This is a genomic window from Nocardia sp. MH4 (genome assembly GCF_019266065.1).
In the GTDB taxonomy this organism is placed as follows: Bacteria; Actinomycetota; Actinomycetes; order Mycobacteriales; family Mycobacteriaceae; genus Nocardia; species Nocardia canadensis.
This window is the reverse complement of sequence record NZ_LPNR01000084.1, coordinates 14,098-28,983: the sequence shown is the minus strand read 5'-3', so window position 1 is coordinate 28,983 and position 14,886 is coordinate 14,098. Positions and strand designations below refer to the sequence as shown.

14 protein-coding genes and 1 tRNA gene are annotated in these 14,886 nt (G+C 68.6%); 13 read left to right on the top strand and 2 right to left on the bottom strand.

The features are described from left to right. Positions 1-79: 79 nt before the first annotated feature. The 11 genes from ATM97_RS09600 to ATM97_RS09550 all read left to right on the top strand — a co-directional run bounded on the left by ATM97_RS09600 (position 80) and on the right by ATM97_RS09550 (position 11,628). Positions 80-1,579 carry an MFS transporter gene (locus ATM97_RS09600; RefSeq protein WP_218717605.1) on the top strand — a complete coding sequence of 500 codons (1,500 nt, stop codon included), beginning with the start codon at positions 80-82 and terminating at the stop codon, positions 1,577-1,579. A 206-nt stretch (positions 1,580-1,785) separates the two neighbouring features. Further along, positions 1,786-2,199 (top strand): fluoride efflux transporter CrcB, encoded by a 414-nt coding sequence (gene crcB / locus ATM97_RS09595; RefSeq protein ID WP_218717604.1) that lies wholly within the window; start codon positions 1,786-1,788, stop codon positions 2,197-2,199. Positions 2,200-2,262: 63 nt separating this feature from the next. Next, positions 2,263-2,625, top strand: a complete 363-nt coding sequence (locus ATM97_RS09590; protein WP_218717603.1) for a CrcB family protein — start codon at positions 2,263-2,265, stop codon at positions 2,623-2,625. Positions 2,626-2,672: 47 nt separating this feature from the next. After that, the gene (gene pgm, locus ATM97_RS09585; RefSeq protein WP_218717602.1) at positions 2,673-4,310 is read left to right on the top strand and encodes a phosphoglucomutase (alpha-D-glucose-1,6-bisphosphate-dependent); all 1,638 of its coding nucleotides are present in this window, start codon (positions 2,673-2,675) and stop codon (positions 4,308-4,310) included. Beyond that, entirely contained in the window at positions 4,307-5,641 is a 1,335-nt protein-coding gene (locus tag ATM97_RS09580) for an MFS transporter (protein ID WP_218717601.1), read from the top strand. The genes pgm and ATM97_RS09580 overlap by 4 nt, the downstream gene beginning before the upstream one ends. A gap of 70 nt (positions 5,642-5,711) precedes the next feature. Then, entirely contained in the window at positions 5,712-6,452 is a 741-nt protein-coding gene (locus ATM97_RS09575; protein ID WP_218717600.1) for a thioredoxin domain-containing protein, read from the top strand. A gap of 179 nt (positions 6,453-6,631) precedes the next feature. Further along, positions 6,632-6,704: transfer RNA gene (locus ATM97_RS09570), tRNA-Ala, on the top strand. Positions 6,705-6,896: 192 nt separating this feature from the next. Continuing rightward, positions 6,897-7,943, top strand: a complete 1,047-nt coding sequence (locus tag ATM97_RS09565) for a ferritin-like protein (RefSeq protein ID WP_218717599.1) — start codon at positions 6,897-6,899, stop codon at positions 7,941-7,943. Positions 7,944-8,049: 106 nt separating this feature from the next. Next, positions 8,050-8,790 carry an SDR family oxidoreductase gene (locus ATM97_RS09560; RefSeq protein ID WP_218717598.1) on the top strand — a complete coding sequence of 247 codons (741 nt, stop codon included), beginning with the start codon at positions 8,050-8,052 and terminating at the stop codon, positions 8,788-8,790. A gap of 62 nt (positions 8,791-8,852) precedes the next feature. Further along, a complete protein-coding gene (locus tag ATM97_RS09555) occupies positions 8,853-10,586 on the top strand; it encodes an L-aspartate oxidase (RefSeq protein ID WP_218717597.1) in 1,734 nt (577 codons plus the stop codon). 127 nt (positions 10,587-10,713) lie between these two features. Beyond that, on the top strand, positions 10,714-11,628 hold the full coding sequence (locus ATM97_RS09550) for an RNA polymerase sigma-70 factor (protein ID WP_218717596.1): 915 nt from the start codon (positions 10,714-10,716) through the stop codon (positions 11,626-11,628). 106 nt (positions 11,629-11,734) lie between these two features. On the opposite strand, the gene ATM97_RS34860 is transcribed toward ATM97_RS09550, so the two are convergent. Both ATM97_RS34860 and ATM97_RS09545 read right to left on the bottom strand, forming a co-directional pair. After that, positions 11,735-11,881 carry a hypothetical protein gene (locus ATM97_RS34860; protein WP_308248433.1) on the bottom strand — a complete coding sequence of 49 codons (147 nt, stop codon included), beginning with the start codon at positions 11,879-11,881 and terminating at the stop codon, positions 11,735-11,737. Continuing rightward, positions 11,878-12,165 (bottom strand): hypothetical protein, encoded by a 288-nt coding sequence (locus tag ATM97_RS09545; protein WP_308248432.1) that lies wholly within the window; start codon positions 12,163-12,165, stop codon positions 11,878-11,880. The genes ATM97_RS34860 and ATM97_RS09545 overlap by 4 nt, the downstream gene beginning before the upstream one ends. Positions 12,166-12,425: 260 nt before the next feature. On the opposite strand from ATM97_RS09545, the gene ATM97_RS09540 reads away from it, so the two are divergent. Together ATM97_RS09540 and ATM97_RS09535 are read left to right on the top strand one after the other, a co-directional pair. Continuing rightward, entirely contained in the window at positions 12,426-12,827 is a 402-nt protein-coding gene (locus tag ATM97_RS09540; RefSeq protein ID WP_308248431.1) for a DUF1801 domain-containing protein, read from the top strand. 576 nt (positions 12,828-13,403) lie between these two features. Then, positions 13,404-14,879, top strand: coding sequence for an MFS transporter (locus ATM97_RS09535; protein ID WP_308248430.1), 1,476 nt, complete (start codon positions 13,404-13,406; stop codon positions 14,877-14,879). Positions 14,880-14,886: the final 7 nt, after the last annotated feature.

Sequence of the window (14,886 nt, the reverse complement as noted above, 5' to 3'; positions counted from 1 at the left end):
TGGTAGCTTCGAATGAAGCGGAGGCGGTATCTCCGATTATGCCACTCGCACCGAACCCAGCCGACCTACAAGGGGAGTTATGACCACCACACTCGAGACCGGGACGAAGAGTCCCGCGGCCGCGGACACCGGCCGCCGCGGGTCCCACGCCCTGCGCTGGTGGGTGCTTGCCGTTCTCGGCATCGCCCAGCTGATGGTCGTGCTGGACGCGACGATCGTGAACATCGCCCTGCCCGCGGCCCAGGCCGACCTCGGCTTCGGCGACGGTGACCGGCAGTGGGTCATCACCGGCTACGCCCTGGCCTTCGGCAGCCTCCTGCTGCTCGGCGGCAGGCTCAGCGACCTGTTCGGCCGCCGCAACACCTTCATCATCGGCCTGATCGGCTTCGCGCTGGCCTCGGCCATCGGTGGCGCGGCCACCAGCTTCGAGATGCTCGTCGCGGCCCGTGTCGGCCAGGGTGTCTTCGGCGCGCTGCTCGCCCCCGCCGCACTGTCGCTGCTGACGGTCACCTTCACCGAACCCGGTGAGCGGGCCAAGGCCTTCGGCATCTTCGGCGCGGTCGCCGGTGCCGGCGGCGCCATCGGCCTGCTGCTCGGCGGCGCGCTCACCGAATGGGCGTCGTGGCGCTGGGCGATGTACGTCAACCTGATCTTCGCCGCGGTCGCCCTGGTCGGTGCCGTGCTGTTGCTGGCCAAGCACGTCTCGACCACCCGGCCCAAGCTCGACTGGCCGGGCACGATCGCCGTCACCGCCGCGCTGTTCGGCATCGTCTACGGCTTCTCGCAGGCCGAGACCGAGGGCTGGACCGCGCCGTCGACCCTGGCCTTCCTGATCGGTGGCACCGTGCTGCTGGCCGCGTTCGCCTGGATCGAGACCCGGGTCGCGCATCCGCTGCTGCCGCTGCGCATCGTGGCCGACCGCACTCGTGGCGCGTCCTACCTGACCGTGTTCATCATGGGCATCGGGATGTTCGCGATCTTCCTGTTCCTCACCTACTACATGCAGCTGACCCTGGGCTACTCGCCGATCATGACCGGCGTCGCGTTCCTGCCGATGGTCGCGGGCATGGTGGCTTCCTCGACCACCGCGCCCTCGCTGCTGCTGCCGAAGGTCGGGCCGAAGGTCGTCATCAGCGGCGGCTTCCTGGTCGCCGCGGCGGGCATGCTGTGGCTGACCCGGATCGGTCTCGACACCGGCTACGTCACCCACATCCTGCCCGCGCTGATCCTGCTGGGCCTCGGCCTCGGTGGCGCGATGTCGGTGGCGTTCCAGGGCGCGACCGCCGGTGTGCACCACGACGACGCGGGCGTGGCCTCGGCGATGGTCAACACCAGCCAGCAGGTCGGCGGTTCCATCGGCACCGCGCTGCTGAGCACGATCGCGGCCTCGGCGATGACCGACTACGTGTCCTCGCACCAGCCGGGCCCGCTGACCATGGCGCAGGGCGCGATCGAGAGCTACACCACCAGCTTCTGGTGGGCGACAGCGACGTTCGTGCTGGGCGCGATCGTGATCGGTCTGCTCATGCCGAACACGGTGCCCGCGCCCGCCGAAGGCGAGCCGGTGCTCGCGCACTGACCTGCCGGAAACGCCACGACGGCCCGGACCGAGATCGGTCCGGGCCGTCGTGTTTCGCGTTCCCGGCGGGTGCCGCCGCGTGGGTGCTGGAAGTTTGCCCGAGTCCGCGCTCGCGCCGTCGTTGCGGGCGACCGCCCGTCCGGCTGTCGGTGCTTCTCGATACCATGAGCAACGACCATCATCGGATCGGCAGGGGAGGGCAGCGCATGGCATCGCGGCCCCCGGCGCTCGATCCGGCCGTCCTGGCGGCGATCTCGGTGGGTGGTGGCCTCGGTGCGACCGCGCGTTTCGGCGTCGCGCAGTGGTGGCCGGTCCGGCCGGGGGAGTTCCCGTGGTCGACGCTGGCGGTCAACGTGGTCGGCTGCTTCGCCATCGGTGTGCTGATGGTGACGGTCACCGAACTGTGGGCGGCGCCGAAGCTGGTGCGCCCGTTCCTGGGAATCGGTGTGCTGGGCGGGTTCACGACTTTCTCCACCTTCGCCCTCGAGCTTCGTAGACTGATCGACGCCGGCGCGGCGGCCACGGCGGTGGCCTATCTCGGGCTGTCGATGCTCGCCGGGCTCGGCGCTGTCGTCGTGGCCATGGGCGCGACCAGGTGGGTGGCGGGGCGGACCACATGAATCCGACGACGGAAGGTGCCATCCGATGATCGAGATGTGGGCGCGGGGACGGGGAGGCCGGGCATGACGACGGCACTGGTCCTGGCGGGCGGAATGCTCGGCGCACCGGCGCGTTACCTGGTCGATCGGTCGGTGTCCGCGCGCTTTCCCACTGGGCTGCCGTGGGGCACGCTTGCCGTTAACATTGTCGGTTCGGCGTTGCTCGGCGGTCTGATCGGCGCGAGTGCGGGCAGTACGCTGCTCGCCTTCGCGGGAACCGGCTGCTGTGGTGCGCTGACCACGTTCAGCACGTTCGGTTACGAGACGATCCGTCTGGTGACCGAGGGCGCCTACGTGTATGCCGTGGGCAACGTCGTGATCAGTGTCGCGGCGAGCCTGGCCGCGGTATACGCCGCCGCGTCCCTTACCCAGTGGTTGTGCGCATGATCCTCATGACCAGCCGCGCGCAGCCGACACGGAAGGGAACACCCACCATGGCCCACGATCGCGCCGGACGGCCCGCCCGCCCGACCGACCTGGTGGACATCGCCCACCTGGTCACCGCGTACTACAGCCGGGTGCCCGATCCGGCCGAACCGAGCCAGCAGGTCGTGTTCGGCACCTCGGGACACCGCGGCTCGAGCGAGGATTGCGCGTTCAACGAGGCGCACATCATGGCGATCACCCAGGCGATCGTCGAGTATCGCGCCACCCGCGGGATTACCGGCCCGGTCTACCTGGCGCGCGACACCCACGCGCTGTCGGAGCCGGCCTGGACCACCGCGCTCGAGGTGCTCGCGGGCAACGACGTCACCGCGGTGGTCGACGCGCGCGACCGCTACACCCCGACCCCGGCACTCAGTCACGCTGTGCTGCGCCACAATCGGGGCGGCACCAAGCACCAGGCCGACGGCATCGTGGTCACCCCGTCGCACAACCCGCCGCGCGACGGCGGCTTCAAATACAACCCGCCGCACGGCGGCCCGGCCGACACCAAGGCCACCGACGCCATCGCCGCGCGCGCCAACGAACTGCTGCGCGGCGGCCTGGCCGAGGTCAAGCGGGTGCCGCTGGTGCAGGCACTGAGCACCCACGTCGAGCGCTACGACTACCTCGACCACTACGTCGCCGACCTGCCGAACGCGTTGAACCTGGACGCGATCCGGGGCGCGGGCATCCGGATGGGCGCCGACCCGATGGGCGGCGCGAGCGTCGACTACTGGGAGGAGATCGGGCAGCGGTTCGATCTCGAACTCGAGGTGGTCAACCCGTTCGTCGACCCGACCTGGCGCTTCATGACCCTCGACAGCGACGGCCAGATCCGGATGGACCCGTCCTCCCGGCACGCGATGGCGGCGCTGGTCGGCATCAAGGACGACTACGACATCTCCACCGGCAACGACGCCGACGCCGACCGGCACGGCATCGTCACCCCCGACGGTGGCCTGATGAACCCCAACCACTTCCTGGCGGTGGCGATCGAATACCTGGTCGCCAACCGGATGTGGTGGGACGCGCTGACCAAGATCGGCAAGACGGTGGTGAGCTCGTCGATGATCGACCGGGTCGTCAATGTGCTCGGCCGCGACGTCTACGAGGTCCCGGTCGGCTTCAAGTGGTTCGTGCCCGGATTGTTCAGCGGCAGCCTGGCGTTCGGCGGTGAGGAGAGCGCGGGCGCGTCGTTCCTGCGGATGGACGGCACCGTGTGGACCACCGACAAGGACGGCATCCTGCTGGCGCTGCTGGCCGCCGAGATCGCCGCCGTCACCGGGCAGACCCCGTCGGCCCGCTACGGCGAGCTCGAGCGCCAGTACGGCAGCCCCGCCTATGCCCGCATCGACGCCGCGGCCACCGGCCCGCAGAAGGCCAAGCTCGCCGCGCTGACCCCGGAGGCCATCACCGGCACCGAGATCGCGGGTGAGGAGATCACCGGCATCCTCACCACCGCGCGCGGCAACGGCGCGTCGCTGGGCGGGCTGAAGGTGACCACCGAGAACGCCTGGTTCGCGGCCCGCCCGTCGGGCACCGAGGACAAGTACAAGATCTACGCCGAGTCCTTCCTCGGCGCCGAGCACCTCACCCAGGTGCAGGCCGCCGCCGAGGAGATGGTGACCCAGGCGCTGAGCGAGTGAGCGCACCCGCCAAGGTCCGGCTACCCGCCGAGATCTGGGTCCTGATCGCGGCGGCGTTCGTCATCGCGCTCGGCTTCGGGCTGGTCGCCCCGGTGCTGCCGCAGTACGCGCGCGAGTTCGGCGTCGGCATCGCGGCGGCTTCGGCGATCGTCAGCGCGTTCGCCCTGATGCGGCTGCTGTTCGCGCCGGCCAGCGGGCGGCTGGTGCAGAAGCTGGGCGAGCGCAGGGTGTACCTGGCGGGCATCCTGATCGTCGCGCTGTCGACGGGTGCGTGCGCGCTGGCGCAGACGTATTGGCAACTGCTGGTGCTGCGTTCGCTCGGCGGCGTCGGCTCGACGATGTTCACGGTGTCGTCGATGGCACTGATCATCCGGGTGTCCCCGCCCGCCGCGCGCGGCCGGGTCTCCGGGGTGTACTCCACCAGCTTCCTGATCGGCTCGCTGCTCGGCCCGCTGGTCGGCGGCGCCTTGGCCGGGCTCGGGCTGCGCGCGCCCTTCCTCATCTACGCCGCCGCCCTGCTGATCGTGTGCCTCATCGTTTTCCTCGGTCTGCGGGAGTCGCCGGTGCTGGCGGCCGAGGAGAGCGCGGCGGCACCGGCGTTCACCTTCCGGCACGCGTGGTCCGAACCCGCCTACCGCGCGATCCTGCTGTCGAGCTTCGCCGGCGGCATCGCGGTGTTCGGCGTGCGCATGGCCTTCGTCCCGCTGCTGGTCGTGGAGACCCTGCACCAGGAATCCGGCATGGCGGGCGTGGCGCTGACGGTCTTCGCGGCGGGCAACGCGGCCGTGCTGTTCGTCTCGGGCCGCTTGTCGGACCGGTTCGGCCGCAAACCGTTCCTGATCGCCGGGTCGGCGATCTGCGCGCTCGGCACCGGGGTGCTCGGGTTCGCGCCGTCGCTGCCCTGGTTCCTGGTGGCCTCGTTCGTGGCCGGGGTCGGGTCCGGCATGTTCAGCCCCGCCCAGCAGGCGGCGCTGGCCGATGTCCTCGGCACCCGCTCGCGCGGTGGACCGGTGCTGGCGGCGTTCCAGATGGCGGCAGACCTGGGCACGGTGCTCGGGCCGATCGGGATCGGCTGGATCGCCGAGCACACCTCGTTCGGGGTGGGCATGGCCGTCACCGGCGGTGTGCTCGCGGTCTCGGCGACGGTCTGGGTGCTGACGCCCGAGCCGTCACGCATCCGCCACCCCGAGGACCCGGAGCATCTCGACCACGCCGGCGACGGCCTGGACCCGCAATGCAGCTGTGATGGCTGTCCCGACGGCGTGCCGGTGGTGCGCGCGGGGCTGGTTCCGCTGCGCAAGCCGCTCGACTCCGACACGCCGACTCGATAGATCCCCAGTTCAGCGGCACGATCGACCGCCCCGGCGGCACATCGCCGAGCACTCGAGGCATTGTGGACGGGTGAGTAGCGTCGGTTCCCAGCACAATCCCCGTCCCGTTTCCAGCAACACCACCTACGCCTTGGCCGCGGTGGCTGTCGTCGTGATCGGGCTCCTCGTGTTCGCCGCGTTCAAGTGGACCAAGCAGGCGCCCACCGAGGTCCGCAACGACGGCTACGGTGCCGTGCGCGACGCCGCCGTGCAGGTCACGACCACGCCGGAGGGTGTCATCCGCCTGGGCAAGCCCGACGCGACGAAGACGATCGACATCTTCGAGGACCCGATCTGCCCCGCCTGCGGCGTCATGGAGACGACCTTCGGCCAGGAACTCGCCCAGAAGATCGACGAGGGCAAGCTGGCGGTGAACTACCACTTCGTGACGTTCCTCGACCCCCAGTCCAAGAGCAAGGACTACTCCACCCGCGCGTTCGCCGCGAATCTCTGTGTCGCCCAGGCCGGTTCTGGCCCCGCCTACAGCAAGTTCCACGAGGCGCTGTTCACCACCAAGCAGCCCGAGGAGGGCGGCGACGACCTGAGCAACCCCGCCCTGGCCACCCTGGCCGTCGAGTCCGGCGCCCCCGAGTCGGTCGGCCCCTGCATCACCAACGGCACCCAGCTCGACGCCGCCCGCGCCGCCGCCAAGAAGAACCTCGACGACCTCGACGCCCGCACCGGCAACAAGGCCGCCACCCCCGCCATCTACGACGGCACCACCAAGATCGACTGGACCGACGCGAACTGGGTCGTGACCCTCGCCCCCTGACCCCACGTGAGGTTCGGCACATTCTACTCCGTCCCCACCCTCCCCGCCCCCCACGCCCGCCACTCCCGCCCCGCCCAGAACCCCACTTTTCCGCCGTCTACCAGCCGATTTGTTGTCGCCGAGAGGCATGGTGTAACTTCATTCAGGCAGCAGCGAGAGCGGCTGAAACAACAGAACACGGGGCTATGGCGCAGCTGGTAGCGCACCACACTGGCAGTGTGGGGGTCAGGGGTTCGAGTCCCCTTAGCTCCACTCGAGAAACAGGTCAGGCCCGGTCACAGACCGGGCCTGACCTGTTTCGTTGTGTCCGACCCGCGGTCACGCCACGTTGTGGTTGGGTCGTGGTTCGGCGGCGGCGAGTCGCCCGTTCTTGTCACAGTTCTCCCGGACGCACTGTCCTAGTTCTCGACACCGCAGGTACACCTGTCGAGACGAGGTTCGAGCATGGACATCAGCACGGGGCACGCCATCGAGACGATGGACGATCTGCGTCGGCATCTACAGTGGGCGATCGAGCTCGAGCACGCGACGATACCGCCGTACATGTGCGCGCTGTATTCGCTGGAGCCGGGCGCCAATGCCGAAGCGGCACAAGTCATCAGCAGCGTGTTCGTCGAGGAGATGCTGCACTTGGCACTGGCGGCGAATCTGCTCAACGCGGTAGGGGGCGAGCCCAGGCTCGACGCGCCCGAATTGCTGCCCGCCTATCCGCATCCGCTGCCGCACGGCGATCGATCGGTACAGATACAGCTCGCGCCGTTCGGTTCCGAAGCCCTCGAATTGTTCCTGAACATCGAACGGCCCGCCTCGGCGGACGCGCTGCCCGAATCCGACGGCTATCACACGATCGGGCAGTTCTACGCGGCCGTCGAACTCGGTCTCGTCACGCTGGTCGACACCCTCGGCGAGGAGGTCGTCTTCTGCGGCGACCCCGCTCGGCAGCTCAACGAGATGCACTTCACCAGTGGCGGCGGACAGGTCGTTCCGGTACACGATCTGAAGTCGGCGCTGACGGCGCTGGCCGAGATCGTCGAGCAGGGCGAAGGCGCGGCGCGGACCGAGGTGTGGGACGGCGAGAAGGACGTCTTCCATCCCGATCGCGACGAGGTCGCTCACTACTATCGCTTCGTCGAACTGAAGGAAGGTAAGCGGTTCCAGCTCGGTGATACGCCGCAGTCCGGGCCCACCGGTGCACCGATCCTGTTCGATCCCGGCAAAGTGCTGCCGATGCGCCCCAACCCCCGCACGGCCGACTATCCGGAGGGCAGCGCGGTCCGCCGCGCGCAGGTGGAATTCAACAACACCTACTGCCTGCTGTTGTATCTGCTGGAGGACACCTTCAACGGCAGCCCGTCGCAGATGCGGGAGGCGGTCGGGACGATGTACGCGTTGAAGGCCCAGGCGCAAGCGCTCATGACGATGCCCAGCGGTGACGGCCACACCACTGCGGGGCCGACCTTCGAGTACGTCGCGCCGCAGGATCGAGCGTGATCGAACGGCCTCGGCACCAGCACTGTCACAGAATCACCGCCTGCCCTGTCCTTGATACAGCGGAGTGTCGCTGGCCCCGCACAACGTCCGAACGAAAGGAATGAGCATGAAGATCGTCGTTATCGGCGGCACCGGCCTGATCGGTTCCAAGCTCGTCGCACGACTCGGTGAGCACGGGCACCAGGCGGTTGCGGCCGCACCCAATACCGGCGTGAACTCGCTCACCGGTGAGGGAGTCGAAGAAGTACTGCAGGACGCGAACGTGGTGATCGACGTCTCCAACTCGCCGTCGTTCGCCGACAACGACGTGATGGAGTTCTTCCGGACCTCCACGACGAACCTGCTCGAGGCCGCTGCCGCGGCCGGTGTCGGGCATTACGTCGCGCTGTCGGTGGTGGGGTCGGATCGATTGCCGGATTCCGGGTATCTGCGGGCGAAGGTGGCGCAGGAAGAGCTGATCGAGGGATCGGGTCTGCCGTACTCGATCGTGCGCGCCACGCAATTCTTCGAATTCGCCCGTGGTATCGCGGATTCCGCGACCGTCGACGGTCAGGTGCGGTTGCCGGGTTCCAGTATGCAACCGATGGCCGCGGACGATGTGGCTGCCGCTGTCGGACGGACGGCGGCGAGCGAGCCGAAGAACGGGACCATCGAGGTCGGCGGCCCGGTGGTCATCGCCCTCGACGAATGGATCCGCACCGTGCTGAGCGCGCGATCGGATGCGCGCACGGTGGTCACCGATCCCGAGGCCCGGTATTTCGGGGCGGTGCCGCAGCGCGAGCTGCTGCCCGGCAGCGATGCGCAGCTGGCGCAGACACGGCTGTCGGAGTGGCTGACCAGCAACTGAACTGTTCGCGCGGGCGGCGATCGCCCCGCCCGCGCGAACTACCCGTCGAAGGGAACGAAGCGATGCTCACATCCGACGAACGTCAGATCGCGACGTCGGTGCTCGTCGTCGGCACCGGCGGATCCGGCCTCCGTGCGGCGATCGAACTGGCCGAGCGCGGCATCGACGTGCTGGTGGTAGGAAAGCGGCCGAAGGCGGACGCGCACACCACCCTCGCCGCCGGCGGCATCAATGCCGCGCTGGCGACCATGGACGTCGAGGACAGCTGGCAGCAGCACGCGGCGGACACGATCACCGAAAGCTACCTGCTGGCGCGGCCCGATACCGTCCAGGTGGTCGCCGAGAACGCCGCGCGCGGAATCGAGGACCTCGAGCGTTGGGGGATGCCGTTCGCTCGCGAATCCGACGGCCGGATCGCGCTGCGATTCTTCGGCGCGCACACCTACCGGCGCACCGCGTTCGCCGGTGACTACACCGGCCTCGAGATCCAGCGGACCCTGGTGAACCGGGCCGCGCAGCTCGGCATCCAGATCATCGACACCTGCTACGTGACCCGAATTCTGGTGCGGGACAACGTGGTTTTCGGCGCCTACGGTTTCGATCTCGACAGTGGCGAGCGCTCCGTGGTCCGGGCCGACGCGGTAATCCTCGCCGCCGGTGGGCACACCCGCATCTGGCGTCGTACCTCCTCTCGACGTGACGAGAACACCGGTGATTCGTTCCGGCTCGCCCTACTCGCGGGCGGCCGGATTCGGGACCCGGAGCTCGTGCAGTTCCACCCGTCCGGGCTCATCGAACCCGAGAACGCGGCCGGGACACTGGTATCGGAAGCGGCACGGGGAGAGGGCGGCATTCTTCGCAACGCCACGGGAGAGCGATTCATGCGGCGCTACGACGCCGAACGCATGGAGCTCTCGACCCGCGACCGGGTCGCACTGGCCGCCTATACCGAAATCAAGGAAGGTCGAGGAACACCGAACGGTGCTGTCTGGCTGGATGTTTCGCATCTGCCCCGCGAAACGATCATGCGGCGACTGCCGCGCGTCTACCAGACGATGTTGGAGCTGCAAATGCTCGACATCACTCGCGATCCGATCGAAATCGCGCCGACGGCGCACTATTCCATGGGCGGAGTGTGGGTTCGCTCCGAAGATCACGGTACCGGCGTCGAGGGTCTCTACGCGATCGGCGAGGCATCGAGTGGTCTGCACGGCGCCAACCGGCTCGGCGGCAACTCGCTGATCGAACTGCTCGTCTACGGCCGGATCGTCGGCGAGGCGGCGGCGCGGTACTCGGCCGAGCTGGTCGCACAGCGTCGGTCCCACAGTGCGCTCGTCGAGGCCCGCGCCGAGATCGATGAGCTGCTGGCCGTCGACGGACAGGAGAACGTACGGGCCCTGCAACGCGCCGTGCGCGACACCATGACCGAGCACGCGGGCGTGGTGCGCGACGAGACCGGGATTCGGGCAGGCTTGGCCGAACTCGACGAGGTCGAGGATCGCATGACGAATATCGGCGTGCATCCCGACGCCGCCGGGTTCCAGGATCTGGCGCACGCCTTCGATCTGAAGTCCTCGGTGCTCGCGGCGCGCGCCACCTTGGAAGCCGCGCTGGAGCGACGCGAAACACGTGGCTGCCACAATCGGTCCGATTACCCCGACCTGGATCCGGCGCTGCGGGTGAACCTCGTGTGGTCCGGTCCCGGCAAGCTCGAACGCGAGGAGATCCCCGCGATCCCCGACGACATCGCCCGGCTCATGCGAGAGGTGTCGACGGAAGGCAAATTGGTCGAATGACGGCGTCGGGTGGGTGCACTCGCCACCGGCGTACGGCCGGCTCGAGTAATGTCGTGGACGACGGTGGCCGAATCGAGGCGGGGGATATGAATCACGCGATTGCCGGTGGCGCCGGAACGACCGCGCGATGAGTGGACCCACGGGTATCGACCTGGACAAAGCCGTCGATGATTTCTCCGCGCACAAGGGTCGGCTGTTCGGTATCGCCTACCGAATGCTCGGCAGTGTCGCCGACGCCGAGGACATCGTCCAGGACGTCTGGGTGAAATGGCAGTCCTACGCCGACCGCGATTCTGTGCGTGACGTGGCGGCGTTCCTCGTCACCATGACCACCCGGCAGGCGATCAATGCCACGCAGACGGCGCGGGTGCGCCGGGAAACCTATATCGGTCCGTGGCTGCCCGAGCCGGTGGACACCACTGCTGATCCCTCGCTCGGCGCGGAGCGCGCCGCGGCGTTGGAGACCGCGGTCCTGCTCGTCTTGGAGAAGATGACACCGACCGAGCGGGCGGCATTCGTCCTGCGGGAAGCTTTCGACTACCCTTACGGCCGCATCGCCGAAGTGCTCGAAATCAAGGAACCAGCCGCCCGGAAGCTGGTGAGCCGGGCACGCCAGGCCATCGAGTCCGATCGGCGGGTATCAGTCGACGCCGTGCATCAGCGACGGCTGCTCGCTGCCTTCTTGAATGCCGCGCGCGCCGGTGAATTCGACGAACTCGAGGCGCTGTTCGCCACCGATGTCGCCAGCTACTCCGACGGCGGAGGCGCGGTGCGCAATGCCTCGCGCATTCCGGTATTCGGCCGGACACGCGTGGCGAAGTACGTGGCCGCCTTCGCCTCACACTTCTGGACGGGGGTCGCCATCGACTGGGTCGACGCCAACGGTCGCGCGTCGGTGGTGATCAGCCGCGACGGAGCCCCCATCGCCTGGCTCGGGGTCGGTGCGGCCGACGACGAGACGATCGACCGGCTCTACTGGGTCTTCAATCCGGCGAAGCTCGGTCATATCGCCGCTGCCCCCGGGGAGCCCGCCGCGCCGTGAAACGTCGTCGGCTCCGTCGGCGTCGGTTAGGTCAGCGCCTGGACGACTACCTCGGCGACGGGATCGCGACCGGTTCTCGGCGCGATCCCGCCGCTGCTTGTTCGGCTCAGGAGACGGAATGGCCGTCCCAGGAGACGAGCTTCCCGCCCTTGGCGGGGCTGCCCTTGACGACTACCCGGCCGGTGTTGTGCAGGGGGTCGGTCCGCAGCTTGCTCATGTCCGGGTTGTTGACGGACATGAGGGCCCAGATCATGATGGCGCCGCCGTGGGAGAAGACCACGGCCCGCTTGTCGCCGCGGTTGCCCTGCAGCCACTGGATCGGGGCGGCGAGGTAGCCCTGGTCAGGCCGGGGCCCGGCACCGACGTGTCGATCAGGCCGGAGGTGTTGCCCGCGGACTCGGCGTGGCGAACGAAGGTGAGGAACACTTCACCGGTGTGCGGCGCGGCGGCGGCGCTACCGCTGCCGGCGGCGATGAGGGCCCCTGCCGCGATGATCGATCCGAGGATCGCGGGCGGACGGGATTTCAGCAGACGCATGGAGACTCCTTCGTGGCTATGCGTGTGAGCCAGGACACCTTGTCAACGCCCGCTCGGTGTGTCTCACCACGGCCGTGATTGGTCCGGACGACGCTGCCGAGCACGCACCGTCCATCGCAGAGTTCTCCTGCTCGACGAACCGGTCGAGGTGACTATCCCGGTCGACATGCTCGAGCGGGACCGACCGGGTTCTGCTGGAGGTCGGGGGATACTCGGGGATCGGACCTGCGACAACGACGAGAGCGACCGGGGTGATGGCGGTGACGGGTGATCAGGGTTCGGCTGGGCGACGGATCGATGAGCGGATCGCGGAGTTGGGGGATTGGCGGGGGGAGGTGCTGGCGCGGATTCGGGCACTGGTGCACGAGGCGGACCCGGGGATCGTCGAGGAGTGGAAGTGGCGTGGGGTGCCGGTGTGGTATCACGACGGGATGGCGTGTACGGGGGAGACGTACCAGCAGATCGTGAAGGTCACCTTCGCCAAAGGGGCTCGATTGCCTGATCCGCGTGGGGTTTTCAACTCCGGGCTGGACGGGAACACCCGGCGGGTGATCGATCTGCGGGAGGGGGACGCGCTCGATGAAGAGGGATTCAAGGGTCTGGTGCGGGCGGCTGTCGGGCTGAACGAGTCGTCGGCGGGAAGCGGCACAATGGCGGGGTGACCACGGAATCCGCACCCCGCCTGCTCGATGACGCCGCGCTGGAACTGTCGTCGGTGGTGGCGAACAACGCGATGAATCGCGGGCGCGGGCTGTCGGGGTCAACAGCTATGCCAGGGCACTCGGCTTCGATCCGTACCGGTGGTCGGCGCAGCGGCTGCGCGCCGACCAGGACGCCGCGGTCACCTGGATCGATGTGTGCTGCGGGGAGGGACGAGCGCTGCTGGAGGCGGAAGAGCGGTTCGCCCAAGAGTTTACGTCGGCCGATGTCACGCTGATCGGGTTCGGCCTCGTCGGCTTCTTCCGTGCCCGGCCGCGCACCGAGCGCCTGCGGCTGAGCACCGCCTCGGCCGCCACCTGGACGCCGGACCGGCCCGCCGACCTACGACTGGTGACGGCGAGACGTCGGCTCGCCCAACGGGAACCGTCGAAGTCCGGTGTGTTCGCTCCGTCGGCGAGGTTGGGTCGGCGTCCGGGGGAACTCGCCAGTAACCTGTGCCCGTGAGACCGATGGGGACGGCGCCGGGGACACCGGCGCGGCCGGGAGTCGCTCTGGCAGCAGTCGTGGCAGTGGTATTCGTGACCTTCTTGGACACCACCGTGGTCAGCGTTGCGCTCGGCGATATCCGACGTGAGTTGAGTACCGATGTGACCCTGCTGCAGTGGGTGGTCAACGCCTACACGGTGGTCTTCGCCGGGCTGATGTTGGCGGGCGGATCGCTCGGTGACCGGTGGGGACGCAAGAAGGTCATGATCGTCGGGTTGGTGATCTTCTGCGCCGGATCGGTGGTCTCCGCGCTCGCGAGCAGCGTCGCGCTGCTCATCGCGGGCCGCGCGATCATGGGACTCGGTGCCGCGGCGTCGGAGCCGGGCACCCTGTCGGTGCTGCGCCACATCTTCCCGGGTGAGCGCGCGCGAGCCAAGGCGCTCGGTGTGTGGGCGGCGGTGTCGGGGCTGGCGCTGGCGGCGGGGCCGGTGCTCGGCGGTGTGCTGGTCGATCTGTACGGGTGGCGTTCGATCTTCTGGTTCAACCTGGTGATCGGCGCGGTGGCGATGGTCGTCGCGTGGTGGTCGGTGCCGGAGAGCGCGGACCCGCAGCAGGCGCCGGTCGACTGGGCCGGCGCGGTGCTCGGCGCCACGGCGTTCGGCGCGGTGATCTACGCCGCGACCGTCGGCCAGGATCGGGGTTACACGGCACCGTCGGTGCTGGGTCTGTTCGCGCTGGGGGCGATCGCGTTCGCCGCGTTCGTCGTCGTCGAGAAGCGGGCGCGCGCACCGATGCTCGACTTCCGCTATTTGCGCCTGCGGGCCGTGCGCGGTGCGCTGGTGGTCGCCTTCGCGGTCTATTTCGGCATCTTCTCGATCTTCTTCTTTACCGCGCTGTATCTGCAAGTGATGCAGTCGTATTCGGCCGCGCGCACCGCCGCGATCTTCGTCCCGATGGCCGTCGCGATCGTGATCGGCTCCCTGGTGGCGGGCTACTGGGTGTCGCGTCGCGGCGCGCGGGTGCCGATGATCCTCGGGTGCGTGCTCGGCGCGGGTGGCATCCTGCTGACCCGCCAGGCGCTGTCGGGGACGTTGCACGATCCGTGGATCGCCGCCGCGATGGGCGTGGCCGGGCTCGGCTTCGGCATCGCGGTGGTGCCGTTGACCTCGGCGGTGATGTCGGGCGTCCCGGCCGAGCATTCGGGCATGGCGGCCGCGGTGACCAATACGATGCGCCAGGTCGGTTCGGCGTTCGGTGTCGCCGTGCTCGGCGTCCTGGTGAGCTCGTTCCTGTCGTCGGATCTGAAGAAGAAGATGGACGCACTGGGGCTGCCAACCACGTTGCAGCCGGACGCGGTTCAAGCGGTGGAACGTGGCCGTATCCCCGAGGGTGTCGATATCGGGCCCTATCTGAAGTACCTGTCGAAAGTGTCGGAGGTGCTCAACGAGGGCAAGGTGGCGTTCCATCACGGGCTCGATGTGGCCCTGGTGGTGTCGGCGGTGCTGATTCTCGCCGCCGCGGCGTTCACGGCGCTGGACACGGAGCGTTCCCGAAGCGACGCGCCGTAGGGCGATC